Annotated in this window: 20 protein-coding genes; 9 read left to right on the top strand and 11 right to left on the bottom strand. The window is 54.8% G+C overall.

Annotation, left to right across the window (positions count from 1 at the left end):
• Window positions 1-550: 550 nt before the first annotated feature.
• Window positions 551-1,387, top strand: a complete 837-nt coding sequence (locus ATY27_RS17175; protein ID WP_208931819.1) for a MipA/OmpV family protein — start codon at window positions 551-553, stop codon at window positions 1,385-1,387.
• Here the strand turns inward: ATY27_RS17175 and ATY27_RS17170 are convergent.
• Both ATY27_RS17170 and ATY27_RS17165 read right to left on the bottom strand, forming a co-directional pair.
• Window positions 1,362-2,387 carry an AraC family transcriptional regulator gene (locus ATY27_RS17170; protein ID WP_208931818.1) on the bottom strand — a complete coding sequence of 342 codons (1,026 nt, stop codon included), beginning with the start codon at window positions 2,385-2,387 and terminating at the stop codon, window positions 1,362-1,364. The two genes, ATY27_RS17175 and ATY27_RS17170, sit on opposite strands and share 26 nt — an antisense overlap.
• Window positions 2,356-2,682 carry a hypothetical protein gene (locus ATY27_RS17165; RefSeq protein ID WP_208931817.1) on the bottom strand — a complete coding sequence of 109 codons (327 nt, stop codon included), beginning with the start codon at window positions 2,680-2,682 and terminating at the stop codon, window positions 2,356-2,358. The genes ATY27_RS17170 and ATY27_RS17165 overlap by 32 nt, the downstream gene beginning before the upstream one ends.
• A 31-nt stretch (window positions 2,683-2,713) precedes the next feature.
• Between ATY27_RS17165 and ATY27_RS17160 the strand changes: the two genes are divergently transcribed.
• From ATY27_RS17160 to modF, 5 genes are read left to right on the top strand one after another with little or no spacing between them, the layout of a single operon-like run.
• On the top strand, window positions 2,714-3,565 hold the full coding sequence (locus ATY27_RS17160; RefSeq protein ID WP_208931816.1) for a MipA/OmpV family protein: 852 nt from the start codon (window positions 2,714-2,716) through the stop codon (window positions 3,563-3,565).
• Entirely contained in the window at window positions 3,559-3,927 is a 369-nt protein-coding gene (locus ATY27_RS17155) for a DUF3019 domain-containing protein (RefSeq protein WP_208931815.1), read from the top strand. Before ATY27_RS17160 ends, ATY27_RS17155 begins: the two co-directional genes overlap by 7 nt.
• The gene (locus ATY27_RS17150; RefSeq protein ID WP_208931814.1) at window positions 3,927-4,622 is read left to right on the top strand and encodes a response regulator transcription factor; all 696 of its coding nucleotides are present in this window, start codon (window positions 3,927-3,929) and stop codon (window positions 4,620-4,622) included. Before ATY27_RS17155 ends, ATY27_RS17150 begins: the two co-directional genes overlap by 1 nt.
• The gene (locus tag ATY27_RS17145; protein ID WP_208931813.1) at window positions 4,619-5,881 is read left to right on the top strand and encodes an ATP-binding protein; all 1,263 of its coding nucleotides are present in this window, start codon (window positions 4,619-4,621) and stop codon (window positions 5,879-5,881) included. Before ATY27_RS17150 ends, ATY27_RS17145 begins: the two co-directional genes overlap by 4 nt.
• The gene (gene modF / locus ATY27_RS17140) at window positions 5,878-7,326 is read left to right on the top strand and encodes a molybdate ABC transporter ATP-binding protein ModF (protein WP_208931812.1); all 1,449 of its coding nucleotides are present in this window, start codon (window positions 5,878-5,880) and stop codon (window positions 7,324-7,326) included. Before ATY27_RS17145 ends, modF begins: the two co-directional genes overlap by 4 nt.
• Here the strand turns inward: modF and ATY27_RS17135 are convergent.
• The 6 genes from ATY27_RS17135 to ATY27_RS17110 form a co-directional block, all read right to left on the bottom strand.
• Window positions 7,318-9,366 carry an EAL domain-containing protein gene (locus ATY27_RS17135; RefSeq protein WP_208931811.1) on the bottom strand — a complete coding sequence of 683 codons (2,049 nt, stop codon included), beginning with the start codon at window positions 9,364-9,366 and terminating at the stop codon, window positions 7,318-7,320. The genes modF and ATY27_RS17135 overlap by 9 nt on opposite strands.
• Before the next feature lie 291 nt (window positions 9,367-9,657).
• Window positions 9,658-10,641 carry an HD domain-containing phosphohydrolase gene (locus ATY27_RS17130; protein WP_208931810.1) on the bottom strand — a complete coding sequence of 328 codons (984 nt, stop codon included), beginning with the start codon at window positions 10,639-10,641 and terminating at the stop codon, window positions 9,658-9,660.
• Entirely contained in the window at window positions 10,638-13,952 is a 3,315-nt protein-coding gene (locus ATY27_RS17125; RefSeq protein ID WP_208931809.1) for an MHYT domain-containing protein, read from the bottom strand. The genes ATY27_RS17130 and ATY27_RS17125 overlap by 4 nt, the downstream gene beginning before the upstream one ends.
• A gap of 139 nt (window positions 13,953-14,091) precedes the next feature.
• Window positions 14,092-14,799: an SDR family oxidoreductase gene (locus tag ATY27_RS17120; RefSeq protein WP_208931808.1), complete on the bottom strand. Its 708-nt coding sequence runs from the start codon at window positions 14,797-14,799 to the stop codon at window positions 14,092-14,094.
• 93 nt (window positions 14,800-14,892) lie between these two features.
• Complete coding sequence (locus ATY27_RS17115; protein ID WP_208931807.1) at window positions 14,893-15,522, bottom strand: TetR/AcrR family transcriptional regulator; 630 nt, start codon at window positions 15,520-15,522, stop codon at window positions 14,893-14,895.
• 70 nt (window positions 15,523-15,592) lie between these two features.
• Entirely contained in the window at window positions 15,593-18,463 is a 2,871-nt protein-coding gene (locus tag ATY27_RS17110; protein ID WP_208931806.1) for a diguanylate cyclase, read from the bottom strand.
• Window positions 18,464-18,614: 151 nt separating this feature from the next.
• Between ATY27_RS17110 and ATY27_RS17105 the strand changes: the two genes are divergently transcribed.
• Window positions 18,615-19,067 carry a DUF4826 family protein gene (locus tag ATY27_RS17105; RefSeq protein ID WP_208931805.1) on the top strand — a complete coding sequence of 151 codons (453 nt, stop codon included), beginning with the start codon at window positions 18,615-18,617 and terminating at the stop codon, window positions 19,065-19,067.
• An 85-nt stretch (window positions 19,068-19,152) separates the two neighbouring features.
• Window positions 19,153-20,076: a redoxin family protein gene (locus tag ATY27_RS17100; protein WP_208931804.1), complete on the top strand. Its 924-nt coding sequence runs from the start codon at window positions 19,153-19,155 to the stop codon at window positions 20,074-20,076.
• A 4-nt stretch (window positions 20,077-20,080) separates the two neighbouring features.
• Here ATY27_RS17100 and ATY27_RS17095 read toward each other — a convergent pair whose 3' ends face one another.
• Window positions 20,081-20,356: a Rho-binding antiterminator gene (locus ATY27_RS17095; protein WP_208931803.1), complete on the bottom strand. Its 276-nt coding sequence runs from the start codon at window positions 20,354-20,356 to the stop codon at window positions 20,081-20,083.
• Between the two features lie 285 nt (window positions 20,357-20,641).
• Here ATY27_RS17095 and ATY27_RS20025 point away from each other — a divergent pair, with 285 nt between their 5' ends.
• Window positions 20,642-21,967 (top strand): methyl-accepting chemotaxis protein, encoded by a 1,326-nt coding sequence (locus ATY27_RS20025; RefSeq protein WP_208931802.1) that lies wholly within the window; start codon window positions 20,642-20,644, stop codon window positions 21,965-21,967.
• Window positions 21,968-22,090: 123 nt separating this feature from the next.
• On the opposite strand, the gene ATY27_RS17085 is transcribed toward ATY27_RS20025, so the two are convergent.
• Both ATY27_RS17085 and ATY27_RS17080 read right to left on the bottom strand, forming a co-directional pair.
• On the bottom strand, window positions 22,091-24,499 hold the full coding sequence (locus ATY27_RS17085) for a zinc-dependent metalloprotease (RefSeq protein ID WP_208931801.1): 2,409 nt from the start codon (window positions 24,497-24,499) through the stop codon (window positions 22,091-22,093).
• 183 nt (window positions 24,500-24,682) lie between these two features.
• Window positions 24,683-25,159 (bottom strand): helix-turn-helix transcriptional regulator, encoded by a 477-nt coding sequence (locus ATY27_RS17080; protein ID WP_208931800.1) that lies wholly within the window; start codon window positions 25,157-25,159, stop codon window positions 24,683-24,685.
• Window positions 25,160-25,233: the final 74 nt, after the last annotated feature.

Here is a 25,233-nt window from a genome sequence, read left to right as displayed (position 1 = left end):
AATCTGTGGCTAATTGAGCTGAAAATCGGCAATAAGCAGTGAGTTGCAGCAACAGAAAAACCGGCAGGTCAGCCGGTCTGGAAAAAATAAACAGCAGAAATCTGATTGTAACCCGGGTCAGATCCAACTGCGCTGATCGTTGATTTTCCGGGCAATGATCAGCGCCGCCGAACGACAACATGGTCTTAACAGCTGCAGTGCGTACTGCAGGAACTGTTGTGTCCTAATCTAACTGGCGCCGAAGTGCAGGTTTTGGCAATTCACGCTGTTTTTTTGACAATTTGCGCAAATCATTGGCCTGTCCTGAGGGGAACGCTGCGGCAAGATGGCGGCTGAACTGCCCATGCAACATGTCCTGCGTCTGCTTCTGCGACTTGTGCCTGCGTCATGTGCCTGCGACCTTTGCCCCTGAGCTTTGCCTCTGACTTGGGCGGTGGCAGAAAGGCCGCTGTCAATTTGTATCATTCTGTACAATTTGACCGGGTTTGGTTGGGGATTGCGGGCTGTTCTGATATATAACCCGGCAAAAGTTACGCTGAAGTCTGACCTTATGAAAAGTATGTTGCCGGCTGTCTGTTTTTGCCTGGTTTTGCCTGGATCTTATGCTGCCCAGGCCAGTGATGCGGTCACAGCGACGCAATTCCGGTTATTGTTTGGCCTTGGCTATGGTCGCTATGAAAGTCTGTTGGCGCAGGATCCTGACCGCGGGTTTTATCTGTTGCCACGCTGGCAGCTGTACTATAAAAAATTCTATATCGAAAACCTCGATCTGGGGCTGAATCTTGTTTCGCACCAGGGTTGGTCCTTTGATCTGACAACAAAACAAAGTTTTGACGCCATGCTTTTACGTCGCCACGGCGACCAGTCGTCATTGCCTGCCGGCTTACAGGTCGGGGAGGGGAAAACGCCTGGATTGTTTGACGGCCTCGATCCGGCCGCCGCAGACGCTGGCGGACGGCATTATAGTTATCTCGGGGGATTTACTGTGCTTTATCAGCACGCGGGCTGGCAATTGCAGTCGGCGTTGCATCAGGATCTCAGTGGGGTGCATCAGGGACGGGAGTGGGCCAGTGAAATCAGTTACGCTGCTATTGCTCAGTCGCTTGCAGTACAAACCAGTCTGGGGATCCGCCAACTCGACTCTGCCTACAGCAACTATTATTTTTCGCACCCGCTGAATGGTGCGGCGCCGGACGCATTGCCGGTTATGCCGGGTGCGCAGACCCTCAGTTCATTTAAACTGGCAGCCAGCTGGGCGGTCAGTGCAAAGACCAGTCTGGTACTGAACTGGAAAAGGGAATATTTACCGCGGGAACTGCGGCGCAGTGGATTGTTGGATAAAAGGGAACACGATATCTGGTTTACCGGTGTACTGTTTCAGTATTGAGCTGTGAACTGGCCGGGCGACGGAACTGACTGGGGGTGATCCCAATGTACTTTTTAAAACTACGGGAAAATACGGCGACATCGGCAAAACCCACCTGCTCTGCAATCACTGACACCGGTTGCTCACTGTTATGTAATAAATCACAGGCCAACTCGTATCTTACTTGCGCCAGCAGTTGCTGAAATTTCAGTTGGTTTTGTTGCAGATAATACTGCACAGCTCTGACACTCATGTGCAGTTCCTGCGCCAGATCAGTTAACTGGCAGCGCTGATGCAGCATCAGTCCTGCGCGTATTGCCGCTTTGATTTTGCTGAGTTTGGAATCCGGTCGTTGCTGACCGGACAATTTCAGATAATCCTGGATAAACGTGAATACCTGCCGGTCTTTGTTGGTGATGGCCAGACCGAGTTGCGACCGGTCAAAGATAAAGCCATCAAAATCGGCATTAAACTGGATGGTCATATCAAACAGCTGCTTCAGGGCTGTTACCTGCGGCGGGGCTGACTGTTTCAGACAGAGCCGCTGCGGCCGCCATTGATTGGCGGTCAGGCGGCGCAACAGGGTGTAGCATTGGGTCAGGGTAAACAGCACGGCCTGCCGACAGCTGCCCTGATGCTGCAGATGCAGCAACAAATAACTGTACAGTGCTTCGCTGACGAGCTGATAGCTGACGCCACTGGCATTCAGATGGATATTGTCAATGATACTGTGTAGTGCCTGCTGCAAATTATCGGCACTGGCGCCATACAGCAGCATCAGACCAAGCGATTCATGGTTCTGCAACTGGGCGAGCACAGCACCAAAATGATCGCAGCGGGTGCGGACGGCACAATGCTCCAGCAGGTTTACCATCAGCTCCAGCGGACATAACAAATCAGGTTGTTGAAACAGCGCAAAATTGAAGCTGATTTCATTGCCAAACTGCTGCAGATCCACCGCATAACGCTGTTGCAGCAGCATTGGCAGTTTATCCATCACGCCGACACGGACATACTTCATAGCGGGCCTCGCCAACAGGATTATCAACAATACAGAACTGGAACTGTTCAGTTGGCATGTTAAGCGCCTGCTGGCTGCGATCTGTATCAAAGTGTACAAAATCCAGCATCGCCGGCGGATATGGCCGCTTTTGTCGTATGGTGCTGCAGTGCAGAAAGTTCAGCGCCTGGTGTATATCAGCAAAATGTTTCAACCAGGTTACCAGATTGACTATTGTCCGGAGGAAATTGCGGATGGCTTGCGGCGCTTTGTTCAAGTGTGTACATTTTTTACTTTCTGAGTTGCCGGTGGTCACGGCAACCTGCTGCGGAACGCATTATTTTCAGATGAACAAGCTTATCCGGTTACTTCGACGTCCTTTTCTGGTGCTGATGGCGCTGCTGGCGTTTGCTGTGCGGGCCGACAATGCCGGACCGACCAGCGATTTCCGTCTGTTGCTGGGGTTGGGATACGGCCAGTACAGCTCTGTGTTGCAGCAAGGAACAGACAGTCAGTTTTACCTGTTGCCGCGCTGGCAACTGTACTACCGTAAATTCTATGTCGAAAATCTGGATATCGGACTGAATCTGCTGGAAAACCAGCATTGGTCTGTCGATTTAACCGGCAAACAGAGTTTTGACGCACTGCTGACCCGACACAGCCAGATGCAGGATTCTTTCCTCAAAGGCCTGCTCACCAGCTCGGTGCCGGTGTTGATCCCGATTCAATTTGGCACCGAGCTCAGAGACTACATCACACCAACGCGGCGGCACCTGAGTTATCTGGCTGGTACCACCCTCTATTACCGCCAGCCAGACTGGCAGTTCAGCACCGCCTGGCATCGTGACATCAGCAATGTTCATCATGGCAGTGAGTGGTTGTCCGAACTGAATTATCAATGGCAACAACCGGATTATGGCCTGCAGCTCACCGCGACGGTGCGCCGGCTTGACGACAATTACAGCAATTATTATTTCGGCGTAAATCCGGCGGATCTGGTACAGAATGCCTATGTACACAGACCCGGTCAGCAGTGGCTGCCATCTGTCAGGCTAGCGGTTCGATACCGCCTGACCGATCAGATGGACTGGGTAGCGAACTGGCGGCGTGAGTATCTGCCATCCGTCTACCGGAAGAGCCTGTATTTCGACCGGCTGACGCATGATCTGTGGTTTACCGGAGTGCTGCTGCAATGGTAAAGGCGCTGCTGTGGCTCTTACTGCTGGTTTTAAGTGGTCACGCCCTGGCAAAACCCTATTTTTTTAGCGTCAGCCCGACCGTCTGTGTGACCGGAGCAGACGAACCCTGTGCGCTGGACTTGAATATCCGCTGGTCTCAGGCTGAAGAAGTGTGTTTATACCGGCTGGATACCGAAGAATTGTTAGTGTGTGGTCACGACGTGCGGCAACAGCTGACCCTGCATATTCATGGCAATCTGCCGTTGCAATTACGTTCGGCTGCAACGGCAGCAGTGTTACAGCAAAAAGTCATCCGGTATCTGCAGCAAGTGGAAGACAGCGATACGCTGTCCCCGAGACGACTCAGCTGGAGCTTGTTCTGATGGCGCACCATATCCTGCTATTGGAAGACGATCATGGGCTGGCCCGTCTGACCTCAGCCTTACTGACGCAGGAAGGTTACCATATTACCTGGTGCACCCATGCTCACCGCGCAGAACAGCTGCTGTGTGAACAGAAGTTTGACCTGCTGTTGTGTGATGTGTTGCTGCCCGGGTCCAGTGGTTTTGATTTTGTCAAAAGTATCCGCAGTCAGTACCAGGGACCTGTGCTGTTTATGACGGCGCAGACCCAGCTGAAGCATCAACTGTATGGTTTTGAACTCGGGGCGCAGGATTACCTGTTAAAGCCGCTGGAACCGCAATTATTACTGGCAAAACTTCGGGTGTTCCTGCCAGCACCGCAAGTGGAAGACCAAAGCGCCAGTTTTATTGATTTGTATAATCTGCAGTTGGATCTGCACAGCCGCACTGCGATCCTTGCCGGTGAACCGCTGGAGCTGACGTCTGCCGAATTTAAGCTGCTGGCCGCACTGGCGGGGCAGTTTGGAAAAGTAGTCAGTCGTAACTTATTGTTCCAACAACATTTAGGCCGTGCCTATGACGGGATTGACCGGACCATGGATGGCAGGGCATCCCGTCTGCGGAAAAAATTACAAAGCCGGGATCTGGCCTGGAATGTGGTGACGGCCTGGGGCGAAGGATATTACCTGTCGTACGACCAGGTCGAGAAGACATGAGCTTCAACTGGCGCGAGCAAATGCCGTTGTGGCGGTTTTATTTGCTGATTGTGCTGACAGTCCTGTTATTGGCACTGAGTCTGAATCAGTTATACCGCTTACTGAGCGCGACAGCACAACCGTCGGTGGATGCCCGGCTGGTGCTGGATGCGGTGCAGCAACTGCGCCAGCATGATAAGGCCCTGAGTTGTTTTGCTGATGATCAGACGGATTGCCGGGAAGCCTTATTCATTATTTATCCGCGTGAACACTGGCAGGGCCAGATGCAGCTGCAGACGGGGCAGGTGATCCCATTGCAGGACAGTGAAGGCCAAATCCAGTTGTGCAGTGTGGAGACGAGTCAGGAATTATTGTGTCTGAATCAGCTGAACTGGCCTCAGCAACAAGGGATCCGCCTGGAACTGGCTTACCTGTTTTATTTTTTGTTGCTGCTGAGTTTGTTTATGATCAGCCGGCATCTGTTCCGCGATGTGCAGATCCTGCGTACCAGTGCACTCACTGAAATACGCCATGGCCGTTTTCCGGCATTTATCCTCAGCCCGCGTTCCTACCTTGCGCCACTGGCACAGTCATTACGCAATATGACCCGCCGGATTGAAGAGCTGAATTCTTTTCAGGCAGAAATGGCGGAAACAGTCTGTCACGATATTAAAACGCCGCTGGCCAGACTGAAATTGATCAGCCATATGCTGACACCGGCGACGCTGCCTGCTGCGCGTCAGGAAATAGATGCGAATCTGCGCGAAATTGAACTGAATATTTATGACTATTTGCGACTGGCGCAGAATGATTATCTGCAGCAAGAACTGGAACTGGTGGAGATTAACCTGCCAAAGTTCTGCCAGGACATCATCGATCGTTTCCGTGGCCATACGGCTATGCAAATTCGTTTCGACATGCAGACCGGTACCAGTGAGACATACCAGGCCGATTTGTTATTACTGCAGCGGGCGCTCAGTAACCTGCTCAGCAATGCCCTGCGTTTTTGCCGCAGCGAGGTATGGGTGGAATTGAGCGGTAACGCCGGACAGCTCAGGCTCAGTGTCAGTGACGATGGGCCGGGCTGGCAGGCGGCTGGATCTGGCCATGATGACATGACCTGCCATCATGGCCTCGGCTTATCTATTGTCAGACGCGTGGCTGAACAACATGGTGGCAGTCTGCTACGTGATGCCTCAGTAACCGGAGGCGCACGTTGTACGTTACTGCTGCCGAACCCGCCTGAGATTGTGTTACTGGGCAAAGAGGAATGCCAATGATGAAAGTACGGCAAGGCCGGTTTTTACTCGGTCTGACGCACCAGGTGCGGGTAGAACATTTGCAGATCTTCGCCGGCCAGCACTGTGCGATTTTTGGCGCCAATGGCAGCGGGAAGTCCGCACTTGCTGCCGTGATTGCCGGTCAGGCGCAATTGCTGGAAGGCCGTGCTGAACTGCCGGCTCGGATCAGCTGGGTCAGTACGGCCCAGCAGCAAGCTTTGATTGAAGCCGAGAGGCGCAAAGGCGACGCCGATATTCTCGATGTGGAGGTTGACCCCAGCACTGCCCGCGACATCATCTGCCGCGACCACGACGATTGGTCCGCCGCGCAGGAACAGCAGTTACAGCAGCTGGCCGGTACACTACGATTGCAGCAGCGGCTCGATACGGCGTTTCTGGCGCTGTCGACTGGCGAGACCCGCAAGTTATTGTTAATCAAAGCTATCTTACAAAACCCCGAACTGCTGGTGCTGGACGAGCCCTTTAATGGCCTCGATGTGGACGCCTGCACTGCGCTGCACCTGCTGCTGGCGGAATTGCAGCAGCGCATGACGTTGGTGCTGGTGCTGAACCGGCTCGCCGAATTGCCGGTGTTTATGCAGAAAATTCTGTATCTGGCGCACGGCGAGATCCAGTGGCAATCGGCCGACAGCGGCATCAGTGCGCTGGAGCTGGCGGAACTGGCGCAATTGAATCAACTGCAACAGGAACCCGGCCCATTGCCGGCAAAAGATCGGGATCGCTTCACGCCGGCGCTGGCAGAGCAAGTGCTGGTCCGCCTGCGTCAGGGCAAAGTGCAGTATGGCGACCGGGTGATTTTTCAGCGGCTCGACTGGCAAATCAACCGCGGCGAACACTGGCAAATTACCGGGCCAAACGGCTCGGGCAAAACCTGTTTGCTGCAGATGTTAAGCGGCGACAACCCGCATTGTTATACCAACGATTTACAGGTGTTTGGTTATCAGCGTGGCAGCGGCGAAAGTATCTGGGATATCAAGCAACATCTGGGCTTGGTGTCGAACAGTCTGCAGCTGCAATATCGAGTGGGCTGCCCGGTGCTGCATGTGGTGTTGTCGGGTTTTTATGACAGCATTGGCCTGTATGACCAGCCGTCGGCGTTACAAATCAAACTGGCGCAGCAGTGGCTGGCGCTGATTGGGCTGGAGGCAAAAGCGAAAGACTCGTTTCAGTCGTTGTCTTTTGGCGACCAGCGGCTGGTACTGATTGTCCGCGCCATGGTGAAACATCCGACGCTGCTGATCTTAGACGAACCCTGCAACGGCCTGGACCAGCTGAACCGGCTTAAAGTGCTGGCGCTGTTAAGTGTATTGGCACGCAGTGGCGAATCGACGCTGTTGTACGTCAATCATCATCAGGAAGACAAAATAACCGGCATTAACCGGCTTTTGCAGATGACTGATTATCAGCCGGTCAATTCAGCCTGAAGCTGTTGTGTGCGCGTCAAGCCAATGGCTGGCCCGTTCCGGCCGGCCAAACAAATAGCCCTGAAATAACCGGCAGCCGAGTAGTTGCAAAGCCCGGCGATGTTGCTCAGTCTCAACGCCTTCGGCGATCACCTGTAAATTCAGGCCACTGGCCATCAACAGGATAGCGCTGACAATACTGCGGTCAGATTCGCTGCCGGGCAGGTCGCGTACAAAGGATTTGTCGATTTTCAGTTCGTGTAGCGGCAGTTGTTTCAGGTAGGCCATTGATGAATAACCGGTACCAAAATCATCCAGCGAAAAGGTGATGCCGGCCTGATTTAACTGCTGCATTTTCGCTACAACATCGTTCGGATTTTCCAATAACAGACGTTCAGTCAGCTCCAGATGCAGCCGCTGCGCCGGTATTTCCGCCGTATAAACGGCGGCCAGTACGTCGCCGGCAAAGTTCCTGCTGGCGAACTGTCTGGCGCTGATATTCACCGAGACTCTGCAATGCGCCAGTTGCGGTAACGCGGCAGTGGCACGGATAAAGTCGCAGGCCTGTGCCAATAGCCACTGACCCAGCTGATAAATGGACCCGTTACGTTCTGCCAACGGAATAAACAAATCGGGCGGAACCAGCTGCCCCTGATTCAGCCAGCGCATCAGCGCTTCGAAACCGACCAGTCGACCGGTCACATCATATTGCGGCTGATAAACCAGATAAAACCCGGCCAGGAGATCATGACTTTTCAGTGATTGGTCCAGCAATGCGGTCTGACGCAGGTGGTTATCAAGTTGATGGTCGTGAAACGCCAGTCCGCCTTTACCAGTCGATTTGGCATGGTTCAGTGCCAGCTCGGTGTTGCGTATCACATCGGAATAAGTCAGATCCGCCGTGGCGAAAATAAAAGCACCGGCGGTAAAACTACAGGCGATCGCAGCACCAAACACTTGCTGTGGTTTGCCAATACACTGCTGGATCTGAATCACTTTTTGTTCCAACACTGCCGGCTCCAGCGCCAGATCGAACAAAATGGCAAATTCGTCTTCGCCGGTCCGGGCCAGATACGCATCCGGCAGCTCACTTAGCACCAGCGCGATTTTGCGCAGAAACTCGTCGCCGTGCTCAAAGCCAAAGCCTTCATTGATCAGTTTAAAATCATCGGCATCGACGCATATCAGGCAAAACTGGCGTTGCTGCAGCACCAGTTCATCAATGCATTGGTTAATCCGCCGGTTCAACGCAGTACGGTTCGGCAAGCCGGTCAGCGGATCCTGTAAGGTCAGTTGATCAATGGCTTGTTGTTGCATCAGCTTGTGGCGTAAATCGCGCATCACGCCGAGGTAAGTGCGGCCTGAGTCGGAGTCCAGTTCACAGATCCGTAACTCGACCGGGATCGGGCTCTGGTCGCGGTGTTTAGCCTCAACCACCCGGTTTGCACCGATAATGCGTGTTTCCCGTGTGGTGGCAAAATGTTGCAAATAACCATCGTGTGCGCGGGCATGGTGAGCGCCCATCAGGCAACTGACATTGCGGCCCAGCAGTTCGTTTTGCTGGTAGCCAAATAAGGTTAAAGCCGTTTGATTGGCGTAAATAATGTGGCCTTTGTCATCGATATTGACGACTGAATCGAGCATATTGTCGAGAATAGTCCGCGCCAAATCAGAAGATTTAGCCAGTTGGCGCAGCGCTTGTTCGCGCGCCGATACATCGTAAACAAAGCCAGTCCAGATAATATCGCCGTTTGGCTGCGACTCTGGTGCCGAACGTGCTTCCAGCCAGACTGCACGGCCGTCCGGCATCTGCAGTTCCAGACAAAAACAAAATTCACTGAGTTGCCGGCCGGAATGCAGCAGCTGGTTGGTCAGGATCTCGCGTGAAGACTCCGGTACATACTGAAACAACGCATTGGCGTCGTGCAACAAGTCCTGGATCGGCACGCCGCACATTTGGGTGAAACGCTCACTGATTTGTAAAAAGCGGAACCGGCGATTTTTGGTCATCAACATCTGGTAAAACACACCGGGCGTATACTGAGCTAAGGTATCGAGCATCGCGCTAGTCCCTGTAGAAATGACCCGTTTGGGTGACTGGATGTGCCGGATCGGGAGGGTGTTGCCAACAAAAACAACAGGCAGAACAGTGGTCGTGTGTAACCCTGTGGGTCTCTACGGATTGCGCTGGTTTTCTGATCATCTAAAGATTAAATAAGTGCTGACGCTCTGCATGATTGGGACAACTGGCACGGCACCGCAGCAAAACAAATCACTTAGTTTTCGCCTGGTTCTTTTGCCTGAGCGACGGCAGGCGGACCAAGATCTGCAGAGCGCCGACAGGACGCTGCATTACTCCGCCCAGCGCGCTTTAATCTCCAGGATTTTCGGTAGTTGTTGTTCCAGTATGTCCACCAGCGCCGGGTCAAAATGCAGACCTTTTTGGCTGCGGATATGGCTCAGCGTGTCTTCCACCGACCAGGCTTGTTTATAGGGCCGTGTGCTGGTCAGTGCATCAAACACATCACAGAGCGCGACTATACGCGCTTCGATTGGGATCGCCTCAGCTTGCAGGCCGTGCGGATAACCGCTGCCGTCCCATTTTTCATGGTGATACAACGCAACCGTTCTGGCCATTTGCAACAGGCTGGAATCGCAGACGCCAAGGATCTCGGCGCCAATCAGCGGGTGGCGCTGCATCTCGCGGAATTCTTCCGGCGTCAGTTTGCCAGGCTTGAGCAGGATATGGTCGGCGATGCCGATTTTGCCGATATCGTGCATCGGCGCGGCATGCAGCAGCTCTTCGGCGTGGGCCTCACTAAAGCCAATGGCCAGCGCCAGAATTTGCGCATAATGACTCATCCGCAGAATGTGCAGGCCGGTTTCATTGTCTTTGTATTCAGCAGCGCGGCCAAGGCGCTGGATCACTTGCAGCCGGGTTTGTTTCAGCATGTCGGCCTGCACCAGCGACAGATGGGTTTTGACCCGTGCTTTGACTACAGCCGGGCTGATAGGTTTGGTGATGTAATCGACTGCACCGACCTCAAAACCGCGGGTTTCATCGATTTCATCGCGTAGTGCCGTGACAAAAATCACCGGAATATGGCAGCTGCCGGCGTCGGCTTTTAACGCCGTGCAGACGTCAAACCCGGTCATGCCGGGCATCATCACGTCGAGCAGAATCAAATCTGGCCGATGTTGCGCCACCAGCAACAAGGCTTCTTCACCACTTTTGGCAAATAACAGCCGGTACTGTTCGTGCAACACAGTGCGCAGCACCCTTAAGTTGGTCGGCTCATCGTCTACCAGTAAAATCACCGGAAGTTCAGTGCTCATTCGGTCTCTCCGTGTTGAAGGTCCTGCAGCAGAGCGCTTAACTGTTGTTGCGCCCGGGCGAATTCAAAATCATTGATAGTGTCGAGCAGTGCCAGGACCTGCGGCTGATAAGGCCCCTGATACTGACTCAGCTGCGCCAGCCGGTCATCATCAAATGCATGCTGACTGAGCGACTGCGCCAATACGGCTAATAATTGCTGCAGTGCAGCGCTGTTGTATTGGCCTTGTTGCTGCGGTTGCTCCTGCCGCCAACGTTCTGCCAGTCCGGCATATTCCTGCTCAAAGCGTGGCCAGCAATGCAGAATTTTTTGCAGCAAATCGCTGCAACGCGTTTGCTGTTGCTGGCGGGCGGCCTGTTCCAGTTCCGCGCAGACTTTACTCAGCGGGTCCAGTCCGAGGTTGCCACTGACGCCTTTGATGGCATGCGCCAGCTGCTGGATTTGTTCAAAGTCGTTGCTGTGCTCAAGGGCATGCAGCGCGTCACCCTGTTGGCTCAGAAACTGGCGTAAAGCCGGCAGGTAAATGGCCATGTTGCCCCACAGCTGCATGACTTTGGTTACGTTGACCAATGTCGCGGCGGCATGGCTGTTGTGCTCACTCAGTGGTGCTTCGACCGGGATTTGCAGTACCCGGGCGATCTCATAACAAAGTACCCGGAAGTCGATGGGTTTGCTGGCAAACCCCTGCATGCCGGCCTGACGCGCGGCATGTTTGTCATCATCGAGCACGCTGGCGGTTAGCGCGATCACCGGCACCGGTGTTTGGCCTTGTTGTTGCTCCCACTGGCGAATTTGCCGACAGGCACTTAAACCGTCCAGCCGGGGCATCTGAATATCCATCAGCACCAAATCAAAACGTTGTTGTTGCACCGCTTCAAATGCGGCAACACCGTCGCTGGCCGTGGTCACTGTATGGCCGGCACGTTGCAGCAGCAGGCTCAGCAGTTCCAGATTTTGCGGAATATCATCAGCAATTAACAGCTGTAACGGCGGCAGCTGAATATTGGCGCCGGCAGCCGGTTGGTCAGGCGCCTGACCGGCCGGCAGCGGCACGATAAAATGAAAACTGCTGCCAACGCCTGCGGCACTCTCAGCCCAGATCCGGCCACCCATCAGTTCGACCAGCTGTTTACTGATGGTGGTGCCAAGGCCGGTGCCACCAAAACGCCGGCTCATCGACGCGTCGGCCTGAGTAAAGGCTTCAAAGATTTGCTCAAGCCGCTCTGGCGCGATACCGATGCCGGTATCGCTGATACTGAATTGCACCTGCTGCTGCGGCAATGGGAAAACCCGGATGCTGACGCCGCCCTGTTCAGTAAACTTAATCGCGTTGCCAATCAGATTGGTCAGCACCTGCCGCAGCCGGTCCGGTGCGCCCTGAAAATATTCACCGAGCTGACTATCCAGTTGCAGTTCCAGCGTCAGTTGCTTTTTCCGCGCCTGGATCCACAAGGTCGATACCACCGCATCCAGCGTGGCCGGCAGCGAGAAATGCTGGATCTCCAGTTCCAGTTTGCCTTTTTCCAGCTTGGCACTGTCGAGAATATCGTTCAGTAAATGCAGCAGGGAATGGGCAGAACTGTGAATAGTGCCGAGATGCTTTTTCTGCTCGGTGTTCAAGTCTGAGGTCATCAGCAAATCGCTGAACCCAATGATCGCATTCATCGGCGTGCGGATCTCATGGCTCATATTGGCCATAAAAGCCGCGCGGGTTTCAGCGGCCAGCTCGGCTTTGTCTTTGGCCAGCCGCAGTTCAGTTTCCATCTGTTTGCGGGCGGTGATATCCATGATAAAACCGTCCAGCCAAAGGATCTGGCCCTGTGCATCGACATTCGGCTCGCCTTGTTCCAGCGCCCAGCGGATACTGCCATCGCGATGCACGATGCGGTATTCGACATGAAAGCCCTGACTGAAAGTCGCCGTATCCTGTAACAGCACCACATCATCCGGATGTACCACATCGACCCAGCTGCGCCTGGCCGTTGGCAGCATAAAATCTGTGGCCGGATAGCCGGAGATCCCTTCGATCGCATCGCTGATGAATAACATGTCCCATTTTTCGTTAAACAAACAGCGGTAAGCCGCGCCTGGAATATTGCCAATCAGCGAACGGAATTTTGCTTCATTGTCTTTCAGCGCTTGTTCCATCTTCAGGCGTTGGCGTAAATCGGTGATAAAGGCCACAAACAAATCTTCATCCGGCAAGCGTACATGGCCAATCGCCAGCCGCACCGGCAGCAATTCACCATTTTTATGTACGGCAGTGACGTCACGGCCGACGCCGATAATTTTGGCTGCGCCGGTTTGCAGGTAGTTGTGCAGATAAGAATCGTGTTCAGCGCGGATCGCGCCTGGCGTCAGAATATTCACATTCTGGCCAAGCAGTTCCTGTTGCCGCCAGCCGAGGATTTGCTCTGCGGCCTTATTCATACTGAGGATCAGACCCTGCGCGTTGATCGTGACAATCCCGTCGACCGCGGTATCCATCATCGCCATCAGCCGGCTTTCGTTGGTGCTGGCTTTGCTGCTGGCGTCGCGGTATTTCAGCAACAGATTAACCGCCACCACCAGCGCACAAATCATTACCGTGGTAAAGGTGATCGCCATCGCCAGCACCAGCGGCGTTTCGCCGGGCTGCTGGAGTGGCACAAAACCCGCTGGTGGCACAAAACGCGCGGCAGCCATGCCGGTGTAATGCATCCCTGTGATGGCGCCGCCCATCACCAGACTGCTCAGCAGGGTTAATAACCAGGGTTGGAGCCGGAGCCGGCGCAGGCCAAACCGCACCCACAACGCAACAATCGCGAGCACCACCGCGACCAGAATGGATAACAGAAACATCGGCAGATCGTAACGCAGCGCCACCGCCATCTGCATCGCCGCCATGCCGCTGTAATGCATAGTGCCGATGCCGGCGCCGACCAACAGGCCACCGAGCAGCAATTGCGGCAGGTTCAGCCGTTTTTTACTGATGAGATCCAAGGCGACCCAGGATGCCGCGATACTGGGTAACATCGACAAAAAGGTCAGGCCGGGTTGATAACTGACCTCGGTACAGAGCGCAAATGCCAGCATGCCGATAAAATGCATCGACCAGACACCACCGCCGAGCGCGACACTGCCGCTGCCAAGCATCATCAGCCGGTAAGCGCGGCGCTGCACGGTGACGGCCTGCACTGTGACCTGAATGGCCATCGCCGAAGCAAAAGCTGCAATCAAAAAAGACAACAGCACCAGGGCAGGGCTGTAGCTGCCGCTTAACAACAGCGGATCGGCCGGATAGACAAACCATTGGGATAACCAATCGAACAAAACAAACCTCCACTCCGGCGCAGCGACGATGCTGTCGTGGTGAGACACATCATCTGACAAATCCGGAACAGAAGCAAAGCCGGCTGCGCAGTTTTTGCGAAGCCGGCCGTTTTAACCGAACGCGTGGAAACCCCATTGATTAGTGGGCGATGGGCAACAGGTAGATATCCGGATAACCAGACAGCGCGCCGTGCACCTGCCGCGTCGCGTCATCGGCCAGCACCTGATGGGCGCCTTGTTCCAGACCGGCAAATGTGGCCTGTACCACGGTCTCAGGTGCGACTTTTGGCACATCCAGATCTTTGGTTAAATCGGTGTCGATAAAACCAACGTGCAGCCCGAGTACCTGGGTTTGCTGCGCCTGTAATTCGTGTCGCAGCGCATTGGTCACAGACCAGGCCGCTGATTTGGTCACTGAATAGGTTGCCAGTAATGGCCCGGTGATCCAGCTGGCAATCGACAACACATTAATAATACCGCCGCCGCCATTCGCGGCCAGCACCGGCGCCAAGGCCTGGCTCAGGCGCAGCGGGCCAAACACATTCACTTCCAGCTGGCGTTGCAGCATCTGGTCCGCTTCCGGCAGCAAAATACCACCGGTTTCAGCGACGCCGGCATTGTTAATCAGCAGCGTGATATCCGGAAAGTCCTGACCAATCCGGGCGATATCGGCCGGGTTGGTGACATCCAGTTGCACCGGGGTCACACCCGGGACAGTGATGCTGGCTGGGTTACGGGCGGCGGCGTACACTTTACGCGCTCCAGCGGCCAGCGCCTGTTTAGCAAATTCCTGACCTAAGCCCCGGTTTGCGCCTGTCACTAATACCACTGCATTTTCAAGTTTCATCGATTCTTCCTCAAATTTATATGATGTTTATCATATTTTAAAAGTTGGCAGCGGGCAGACAGTGTCCGCATGCGGTTTATCAGGTACTGCTGGTTACACAGCCTGCACCGGGTGTGCCGGTGAGACTTCGGTCAAAAACATTTCAAACAGCTGGCGACGGGTTCTGGCCAGTAAAGCCGGCGCTGCGGCGGCCGGTAAGGCTCTGGCGAGCTGTAAGGCGCCGACCATGGCACTGGCCAGTAAAAATGCCTGATCATCGTTGAGTCGCCCTGCGCCTAACCGGACCAGCCGGCGGATCAGGTCGGCGACAGTGTCTGCCGCTACGGCCTGACCACTGGCATCCAGCCGGTGGAATTCTGAACTTAGTGCCGCGACCGGGCAGCCCATGCCCTGTGGGCTGGCCGCCAGATGCTGCTCTGACAAATACAGGTCGATGAAGCGCTCTAATGCCTGGCCCTGATGGTTTGCTGCCGTCAGGTCACTGGCCGCCAGTGCATCGCGGCTTTCCTGCCGGGCATAATCCAGCGCTTCGGCCAACAAGGCGTCGCGGTTGGCAAAATGGGCATAAAAACCACCATGGGTCAGACCGGCTTGTTTCATCAGGTCTGCGACTGCCAGCGCTTCAAACCCATCTTTGCGGATCATCCGGGCGGCTGTGCTCAGGATGCGCTGATGCGTTTGTTCCTTTTTGCTTTTACCGCTGTCTTGCTGGCTGCTGGTCATGGTTTTTGCTGCTTGCTACTTAATATGATAAGCATCATATTTTAAGGTTGTGCAAAAAGCAAACAATTTTTTATTCGGCCGGATCAGTGGCCAGCACCACCTGATCGCGGCCCTGACGCTTGCCCTGATATAACGCCAGATCGGCCGCTTTTAACGCTTGCTCCAGCGCCACGGCGCCAGTGACAATTTTGTCGACCTGAGCAACCGGGCAGACACCAAAAGTGGCACTCAGTGGCAGCGTCAGTCCCGCGATGGTCAGCGTATGAATGCCGATGCGCAGCTCATCACTGAGGCTTTGCGCCTGTGCAATGGCCGTATTGGGCATCAACAGCAGAAATTCCTCACCGCCCCAGCGTGCGACCAGATCCTGACTGCGCAAGCGCTGACGCAGGTAAGCCGCGACTTGCCGCAGCACTTCGTCACCAACGTCGTGACCGTGTTCGTCATTGATCCGTTTAAAATGATCGATATCCAATAACACCAGCGTCAATGCTGCCGGTTGCCGGCTACGTTGCGCCTGGATCATTCCGGCAGCAAATTGCAGGGCGCGGCGATTCATCAGTCCGGTCAGGCTGTCGGTATGGGACAGATGTTGCAATTGCTGATTCGCAGTTTCCAGTTCCTGCGTGCGCTGAGCCACCAGAGCATCGAGCTGCTCCGCCCGTTGCTGCAGCCGGGCGACCCGGTAGCGGTAAGTCAGATACAACAGCAGCAAGCCGGTCAGGCTCAGTGCCAGTATCCCCAGCGGCTGGCGCCACCAGGGTACAGGGACTTCAAACAGGATCGGCGCCGCGTGGACATATTGGCCACCGGCCTGAGCCATCACTTGCAACTGATGTGGTCCTGGCGCCAGCTGGCTTAGTGTCAGCACCGCATCCGGACCCAATGCCGTCCAGTCAGACTGGCCTTGCCAGCGGAAAAAATAATTCACCCGCAAATGGTGCTGAAAACTCAGCAGTTTAAATTTCAGCTGCAGATTGTGGCTGCCGGCACTGAGCCGGATGATTTGGTTTGGCGCGCTGGAGGCAAACAATTGCTGGTCGAGCTGAAATTCCACCAGATGCAGTTGCATGCCAGCCGGCACTTTGCTCATCTGGGAGATATCCAGTTGCTGCAGGCCTTCGTTGGTCGCGATCACCACGCTGTCGTTCCCGGCGCTGCTGATGCCGCGACGCTGCACCGCATGCAGGTCGAGACCGGGTCTGGGGCTCAGCAGGTGGATATCACTGCCGTCCGGGCGCATCGCCAATACGCCGTTGCGGGTCAGCACCCAGATAAAGGTCGCAGTACGGGTGATACCAATGACGCGGACATCGGGTAAACCATGCTGCAGACCAAATAGTTCGCTCTGTTGCAGGTCTTTATTCAGTCTCAGCAGGCCTTGATCCGTACACAGCCAAAAAGCATCAGCCTGTGGCAGCAGGCAATGAAAATAACCGGGTGTTGTGGCGGGCTGCCAGACCGGCGCTACAGCACCTGCAGTGGCCTGATACAGTTTGCCGCTGCGGCTTAACAGCCAGAATTGTTGCGCCTCGCTCGCCATATCGACGATGTAATCCTGCGCTGGTAAGGGCGGTAGTTGTTCGGTAGCCACAGCTTGCTGATCTGACAGCGCTGAGCCGGGGGCGATCCGCAACAGGCCTTGCTGCCATAATGCCAGCCATAACGCGCCATCAGGGCTCACCGCCATTCGCTCTACATTCAGCTGCGGTAGCTGGCTTTGCACCGGAAAAGGCGCTGGTGCAGCTTGTTCTTCAACCCGGAACAGGCCCTGATCAGTGCCCACCAGCGTCCGCCCGGCAAATTCTACCACGTCACGGACATACGACACTTGTTGCTGCGGTGCAAAGTGGATCTGCCGCCACTCGCCTTGTGTCAGCTGCAGCAGTGATTGTTCCAGCGGTTGCCAGCGGGTATCCCGGGTTTGACTGGGCGGCCCTAACCGGTGTTTTTTCTGCGGGCTCAGATAGGCATCCACCGGCGGTTGTAACGGGGTTAATGCCGCAGCAGGCTGGCTGAACAAGCCGTTGTTGCGGCTGGCCAGCCAAACATTCTGGCGTTTATCGCGAAATAGCTGGCGGATATCAATCGCCGGTAACACCAGTTCGGTCTGCAACACACTGGCCTGTAATTCCAGCTGATACAAACCGTCGACGGTACCGGCCAGCCAGCGCCCGGCGCCATTTTCCAGCAGCATATTGCTGTTGCTGAGCGCTGCACTGTTTAACAAGTTGCCCCGGCTCAGATCAAACAAGTCGATCGCATTGCGCCGGCCGACCAGCAAATAGTGGTCTGTAACTGTGACGGCGCGGATCTCTGCATCGGTAATGTGGGGCGCCTGAAACCACTGGCCGGCCGCGGCCTGGTCCTGCGGTAACTGATACAGGCCTTTTGAAGTCGCCACCCAGATGGTGCCGGATGCCTGCTCAGCCAACTGCCAGATCCTGGTACCAGCCAGCGCCGGGCAGGGCTCGGGTGTCGCAGCGCCGGCACGCAGCACATATAAACCCTCGGTGCTGCCGATCCACAGCTGATGCCGGCTGTCGTAGAACAGGGTCTGGATCCGGGCCGATGCCGGTAATGCACTGGTGAATTGCTGCCAGGCTGAGCGTTCAGCATTCAGTTGCCACAGGCCATGTCCCCAGGTGCCTAGCCACAGCTGATTATGCTGGTCGGTAACGACCTGACTGAGGCTAAAAGCCGGTAAACCCGCAGGCGGACTAAACCGCAGATATTTCTCGCCATCAAACCGTTGCAGCCCTTCATATTCAGTGGCGAGCCAGAGGAAATCCTGTTGATCCTGCGCGATGCCGTACACAGTACCCGGGTCGTTTTGCGGCTGTTCAATCCGGGTGGTCAGCCGTTCGACAGCGGCGGACGGTAGCGGTATTGAGGCGGCCAGCAGAACCAGCCAGCACAGCAGTTGCCAAATCCGTTGCAATTCGGGTCTCCAGAGGCAGGACAACTGCCTCAATTTAACTGATGCATGCCGGATTGGCCAGTCGGGCAGCCGGTAATTAGCGCTTGCCAATACCGGTCTGACTTCCGACAATAAGTTTGTTTTCAGGCGCATACAGAACAAGGCGGACAAGATGGAGTGGGATGACAGTGCTGATTTTACCTGGTGTGAACAGCAGTTTACGGCGATCCAAAGTTATGTTCAGGCACAACAAATTCCGCATGGCCTGATCTGTGACTGGCCGGAGTGGTATACCGCTCCTTATGTCGGTTTATGGGTGGTCGAAGATCCACAAGATCCGGGTTATGCCGGCCATTGGATCCTGGCCGGCGACAGCACGGGTACGCAGCCACAACCGGTGCCTTTTGACCATTTGCCGGCTGAAGACCTGACAGAACCCCGCGAAGCCATGGCTGCATTTGCCAAACGCTGGGCGGCATTAGCGGCAAAAGCCAGCAAAGGCGAGGCCTGGCAAGGCAGCCCAGCCCTGACCGGCGATGTGGCGGCTCAGGCGAAACAACTGGCACGGCAGGCGCAATTACTGGCGATGTGGGCCAACGATGAAGAGTTATGGGCAGAGGACTGACACTCAGTCAAAACATGTCGCAAATCTACAAGGCAAGGTCCACTGCAGCTGCCACAATTGGGCAAACCAAATTGGAGACTGTCTGATGCTGAAATATATTGCCTTGTTGTTGCTCTGTTTATCCACGCTGTGCCGGCCGGCACTGGCGCAACAGCCAGTTGGGAAAGTGCTGGATCAGCTGCAATTGCAGCGTTTTCCGGCATTGCAGCCATTTACCGTCAAAGATCTGGACCCGGCCAAACCAACTTATCTGAAACTGTGGGCCAGCTGGTGCAAACCTTGCCTGGAACAAATGCCGCATTTTCAGCAGCTACAGCAAACCTATGGCGACAAAATCAATTTTGTTGCCGTTAATATCAACATCAATGAAAACCGCCAGGATATCCGCCAGGTCATTCAGCGGTTTGGCCTGACGATGCCGGTGGTGCTGGATCAACAAGGTCAGCTCGGTGTTGCTCTGGGCCTGGTGGGCACCCCGTACTCGGTGTTGCTGGACCCGCAGCAGCAAATGGTCTTCAGCAGTCATGAGTCGGATGCGGCGCTGGACGGATTTCTGCAACGACTGGCGCAAGGTCAGACATTGGCGCCGGCAGCGGCCACAGTGCTCAGCAGCGCACAGCAGCAACAACTGCTGGCACCTTTTGCTCAGGGCGAACATCTGCTGTTTTTCACTGCAACCTGGTGCGACTGGTATCTGGCCGACTCCCGGCCGGCGATGGCGGCACAATGTAAATCAGTACAAAGTGGCCTGAATGCGCTGACAGCGTTATTGCCGGATCAGCACTGGGTCGGTGTGGTCAATCATTTGTGGACCGACGAAAAAGCACTGGCCGATTTCCGCACTTTGTATCAGCTGAAGATCCCGTTGCAAATCGATAGCTACGGCGTGATGTTCCAGCATTTTAACGTACGGAATATTCCACTGTTGCTGAAAATCAAAGATGGCAAAATCGTCGCAGAGATCAGGGATTTCTCCGATCCGGCCGCTGTGATCCGTCAACTGAAATGACAGCTTAAATTGGACAACCCGGCGCAGCATTGGGCCTGATCTCACGGGGAGCAGCGCCCGGCGTTAACACCTGGATCCGTACAATCTGTAACAACGCCACATCCACCAGTTGCTGTGTTTGTTCGAGTTGCAGATATTCCTGCCCCTGGCGGGACACTGTGGTGTTGGCCCTGCCTGTCAGCGTGCTGCCGTCTTGCATATCCAACTGGATCTGGTAATTCCGCATACAGATAATTTCAATTAAATCGTGGATGTCACAGTTGATGATATGGGGTTGCATCTGTTGGTCCCGGTCAGATTGTCAGCTCCAATCAGCATAGTTGATGACGTGCCGTCATGGTTCCTGCAGTGGTCTTTGCGGTCCGCATGACGTCAGACAACAACGGCCTGACACCGGGCCGGCCGCAACTCCCTTCGCTTGTGCTTTGGTTTCTCAGCAACTAAAGTTTTTCAGCACAACCACGATGATGTTTTCTTTGGGCATAGCTCTATGCCGGCGTTGACGACCGCTGCTCTGGCCGTTGCGAGTGCCCCCCCACATTAGTTTATGTACCCGGAGAGCCTTATGTTTGGCAATCGAGCCTTAAAGCTGGAAAATCAGCAACTTCGCGAACGTCTGAATATGTTTTTACAAGTGCGTGACAGTCTGGGTCAGAAAATGATGCATCTGATGCTGGATGCACAGGGCCGGATTGTCACGGCGAATCACAATTTCCTCGCTGAACTACAGGCCGAAACCAGCGCCGTGACCGCTAAATCTTTGTTAGATCTGGTGCCGGTCCACCTGCGCCAGACCGACCATTGCCAGAAACTTCAGACTGCACTGCAGCAAGGGCAGGTTTATGTCGGCGCCTGGCAAATCGAAAACCAGCAAAGGCAGCAATTTTGGTTAAGAGCTGGTTTGTGCCCGGTGCGCAGCCACGATGGCAAGATCGATCATTTTGAACTCTATGCCAATAACCTGACCCGCACCATTGAGAACTCACAACAACATGATGCGCTGATCCGCGCGATGCAACGTTCTATGGCAGTGATTGAGTTTGATATGCAGGGCCATGTGCTGGCAGCCAATGAATTGTTCCTGCGGGCAATGGGTTATCAGTTGGCCGATATTCAGGGCAAACACCACCGGATGTTCTGTCCGCCCGAGATCACTCACAGCGCTGAGTATCAGCAGTTCTGGCAACAGTTACAGCAGGGCCAGTTTGTTGCAGCACGGTTTCGCCGGGTGGACCGCGCGGGTCGTGAGGTCTGGCTGGAGGCATCTTATAATCCAATCCAGAATGCGATGGGGCACTATGTCAAAGTGGTGAAGTTTGCCACTGTGATCACAGAACAAATCCGGCAAGAACAAGAGGTTGCAACGGCAGCGTCGGTGGCTTTTGACACGTCAAACCTGACTGACCAGAGCGCACGGCAAGGAATGCAAGTGATGAATGATACGGTCGCCGTGATGAATGCGCTGGAAACACAGATGGCGAAAGCAGTCGATAACATCAACGATTTAGCGAATCAGTCACAGTTGATTGGAGCCATTATTCAAAGCATCAGCAGCATTGCCGATCAAACCAACTTGCTGGCATTAAATGCTGCGATTGAAGCTGCCCGGGCCGGTGACCAAGGACGTGGCTTTGCAGTGGTGGCTGATGAAGTCCGGCAACTGGCGTCACGGACCAGTGCGGCCACTGTTGAAATTGCCGCTGTGGTGAATCGCAATCAGCAGCTCTCACAAAGTGCTGTGGCGATTATCGAGGGCAGTCAGCAGCAGGCAATGCAAGTGAACGGTCTGGTCAGTCAGGTCCGTACTGTGATCGATGATATTCAGCTGGCGGCAAAGAAAGTGGTAGATGCGGTGTCGCAATTTGCCAACCGGATCAATACGACACGGTAACGGGGCATGAAACAGGTTAAAACTTTGTAACAGCCTGTTGCCTGAATTCTGACGCCAACATCATCAGCCAGACCCGTTGTATAAACCGGATCTGGCTGTTGCCGTGACATCAGATCAATCGGATTAGATCGGCGCGCCCGGCGGCAGTTGTTTTGGTACAAAGACTGGTTGCCAGCTGCCGTGTTGCAGATACTGTTGCCATTGGCTATGCAGCAATTGTGCGGTGCCGTCGTCGCGTTTCTGCAGTTGTTTGCCAAGATCAGTCATGCGCTCACGCAGCGTGGCGCGGGCTTCTGGCGCTAACTCGGCATTCAGCAGATTTTGCATCAGCTGGTAGAAGACCACATGACTGACGCGTTGCTGGAGCAAACCTGCGGCATCGTCATTGCTGTCGGCCAAAATCGTCTGGTCTAGCACATTGCGTAGCAGTGGGTCCAGTTGCTGCTGACTGCTTAAGCGGTTCAGCCGCTGCGGATGTAATAACAGGCTCAGCGTATGGTTGGCCGACGCTTCGGCGGCCGACAGCGGGTCAAAGGCTAAGCCAACGCGGCCCTGAAAACTCTCGCGGCCGTCTGCATCGCCGTAGGCTTTGGGCGGGATCAGTGCCAGCAAAGGCGCCGGCAGTGCCAGAAATTCCGGCGTTAAGGTCGATAACAATGCGCTGACCGCCGCTTGTTGTTGGTCGCTACTGACCCATTGGAAGCCTTTGGGTTTGTCGTAATCGCCTTTTAATTCATATTCATAATGGGCGCCGCCAACCAGTTTACTGACCGCTTCGACCTGATAACGATGCAGCGCATAAATCGGCACTAAGGCTTCATGCAGCGCTGATAAAGGCCGGTTCGATGCGAGGTTATCGAGGCCAAACTGTTTGAGCGCCGCGGCCCGCACTTGGCTCAGCCGGTTCAGTTCCGCCACCGGATCGGCGCCGCTGTCCCACAAATGGCCAATGGCGCTGACGCCACCTTCCGGCCGCGCATCTTCATCGGCCATATATTGCAGGCCTTGTTGTTTGGCTTGTTGCACCAGAGCTGCGCGCGCGCTGTCGCTGTGGTCGCCGTAACCATAAGCGATGGCATACAGATCCCATTCGCCGAGACCTTCGCGATAAGCCTGGTCCAGCGCTAACTTGCCGTCCCTAAGGTCTACTTGCGGATGCGGATAATCCATCACTGTCGAGCGGCCATTGGCGCTGCCGGCAAAGTTATGAATTAGCCCGAGCGTATGACCGACCTCATGGGCTGCCAGCTGACGAATACGCGCCAGCGCCATAGTTTTCGCCGCTTCAGTGCTGCCATTTGGCTGATAAGGCGCGGTCAGGCCGGTGGCGATCAGGAAATCCTGCCGCACCCGCAGCGAGCCCAAGGTGACATGACCTTTGATAATTTCGCCAGTGCGCGGGTCGGTCACGCCATAGCCATAAGACCAGCCGCGTGTTGCCCGGTGCACCCACTGGATCACGTTGTAGCGTACATCCATCGGATCGGCATCTGAGGGTAAGTCTTTGACCTGAAATGCATCTTTATACCCAAGTTTTTGGTAGGCCTGATCCCACCAGCCCGCACCTTGTTTCAGTGCCGTGCGCACCGGCTCCGGCACACCGGGGTCGAGGTAATAGACAATAGGTTCAACCGCCTCGCTGATTACGGCGGCCGGGTCTTTTTTCTGTAAGCGATGGCGGGGCAATAAACGCTGCACGATCGGCGCATCAAAGGCGGTGGCGTAATCCATGTATTCCACTTTCCAGAAACCGGAATAGGGATGAAAGGCCCGCACTTGATAACCATCTTCCGGCAGCGCCACCAGTGAATGGTGCAGATATACTGTGATCGCCTCCGGTGCCGGCGTGACCTGTTTAACAAACTCACCAGCTTTAGTGCCGGTGTAAGTCACCAGAGCTTCCAGTTCGGTATTGCGCGGGAACGCCTTACTGCGTTTGAGATAGACCCCGCTACGGCTGGCATCCGGGCTGAAATTACCTTGCTGCTGCGCCTCTAACTTCACGCTGATTTGATGCATATCGCTGTGCAAAAACGCCGTGTAATCGACCAGCAGCTTGTTGCCGTCGCTGGCCACCACCGGCAAGCCGGCCAGCACCGAACTGGCAAAGGCTTCGTTGATGCTCTGGCGTTCGGCCGGATTAGCGGAATTGGCGCGGTAATAAGTATTGAGCTGTTTCAGCATCACTTTATTGCCGAATTGTTCAAACTGTACCAGCCGGGTTTCACCGAGCTGGCCGCGGTCCAGGCCAATATCGTTAGAACCGACGCCACGCGGCAACGAACTCTGGAAAATAAACGGTTGCTCTAATTTATCGACCTGCAGATAGACTTTGTCGGTTTTGGCATCGTAGTAGAAATCAAAATAACCCTGCTGCCGCACCATGCCTTTGGTAAAAGCGGCAATCGCAGATTTTTTGCTGGCGGCCTGTGTCACTGCTGCGGGCTCGGCAGCAGCGGTATTGGCCAGCGCGACAACAGGGCAAAGAGCAGGCAGCAGCCACAGCAAGTGGGTAAGTTTCAACGGCGTCATCGGGCGTCCTTGTAGTTGTATGGCAGGGCGGCGCCGCAAATCACGTCGCCTGAGATTGCAGTTAACATACAAGCTCAGTTGCAGAAAAAACAACCGCTAAATGAATGGCTTCGGTGAATGGTGGTTCAGTGGCGGTCAGTGTGGGGGGAAGGCCCCGATTACGGGGCCGCAAGTTGATTTGAATTATCCGCCCGATAGCTGCGACGGGCTATCCGCGTCATACCAGACGCCATATCTATCGCCGAGCCATAAATGCAGGCGAAACGTATAAGCGTTTGCCAGCAATAGCAGTCCACCGGCCAATGCCGGTTCACTCCAAATCCCGAGTAAACAAAACACAAAACCAAAACTGTGCGAGATGATTTCGACCCGGCAGGCCGCGCTGCGACTGGGTCTGAAGCTGAAGAAATTCAGCGCAAACAGCCATTTCAGGCCGGTCGGTAATTGCTGCCAATCGGTGGATTTTTTATCCATGGTAAAGTGCTCCTCAGTGAGTGTTAACACATCAACTTCCAGCACTGCTGCCAGGCACTTTAACGTCTCAGTGCTGGGTTTATGACCACTTTCTATGCGCTGAATAGTCCGGACATTTAACCCGGACATCTGCGCCAATTGTTCTTGCGACAACAAACGGCTCAAACGTAATTGTTTCAGAATCATGGACTCACCTTGCAAACAGTGCAGCAGCAACTTAGCGTTTTAGCATACCTGACGGTGACGACACATACCCGGCA

This window comes from Rheinheimera sp. F8 (genome assembly GCF_001518915.1).
The sequence above is the reverse complement of the archived record's forward strand: the minus strand, read 5'-3'. Positions and strand labels throughout refer to the sequence as shown.

Coding starts and splice junctions, on each gene's coding strand:
- ATY27_RS17175 (WP_208931819.1), top strand. CDS start 551: ATGAAAAGTATGTTGCCGGCTGTCTGTTTTTGCCTGGTTTTGCCTGGA.
- ATY27_RS20025 (WP_208931802.1), top strand. CDS start 20,642: ATGTTTGGCAATCGAGCCTTAAAGCTGGAAAATCAGCAACTTCGCGAA.
- ATY27_RS17150 (WP_208931814.1), top strand. CDS start 3,927: ATGGCGCACCATATCCTGCTATTGGAAGACGATCATGGGCTGGCCCGT.
- ATY27_RS17155 (WP_208931815.1), top strand. CDS start 3,559: ATGGTAAAGGCGCTGCTGTGGCTCTTACTGCTGGTTTTAAGTGGTCAC.
- ATY27_RS17105 (WP_208931805.1), top strand. CDS start 18,615: ATGGAGTGGGATGACAGTGCTGATTTTACCTGGTGTGAACAGCAGTTT.
- ATY27_RS17120 (WP_208931808.1), bottom strand. CDS start 14,799: ATGAAACTTGAAAATGCAGTGGTATTAGTGACAGGCGCAAACCGGGGC.
- ATY27_RS17160 (WP_208931816.1), top strand. CDS start 2,714: ATGAACAAGCTTATCCGGTTACTTCGACGTCCTTTTCTGGTGCTGATG.
- ATY27_RS17115 (WP_208931807.1), bottom strand. CDS start 15,522: ATGACCAGCAGCCAGCAAGACAGCGGTAAAAGCAAAAAGGAACAAACG.
- ATY27_RS17085 (WP_208931801.1), bottom strand. CDS start 24,499: ATGACGCCGTTGAAACTTACCCACTTGCTGTGGCTGCTGCCTGCTCTT.
- ATY27_RS17080 (WP_208931800.1), bottom strand. CDS start 25,159: ATGATTCTGAAACAATTACGTTTGAGCCGTTTGTTGTCGCAAGAACAA.
- ATY27_RS17145 (WP_208931813.1), top strand. CDS start 4,619: ATGAGCTTCAACTGGCGCGAGCAAATGCCGTTGTGGCGGTTTTATTTG.
- modF (WP_208931812.1), top strand. CDS start 5,878: ATGATGAAAGTACGGCAAGGCCGGTTTTTACTCGGTCTGACGCACCAG.
- ATY27_RS17135 (WP_208931811.1), bottom strand. CDS start 9,366: ATGCTCGATACCTTAGCTCAGTATACGCCCGGTGTGTTTTACCAGATG.
- ATY27_RS17130 (WP_208931810.1), bottom strand. CDS start 10,641: ATGAGCACTGAACTTCCGGTGATTTTACTGGTAGACGATGAGCCGACC.
- ATY27_RS17100 (WP_208931804.1), top strand. CDS start 19,153: ATGCTGAAATATATTGCCTTGTTGTTGCTCTGTTTATCCACGCTGTGC.
- ATY27_RS17095 (WP_208931803.1), bottom strand. CDS start 20,356: ATGCAACCCCATATCATCAACTGTGACATCCACGATTTAATTGAAATT.
- ATY27_RS17170 (WP_208931818.1), bottom strand. CDS start 2,387: ATGAAGTATGTCCGTGTCGGCGTGATGGATAAACTGCCAATGCTGCTG.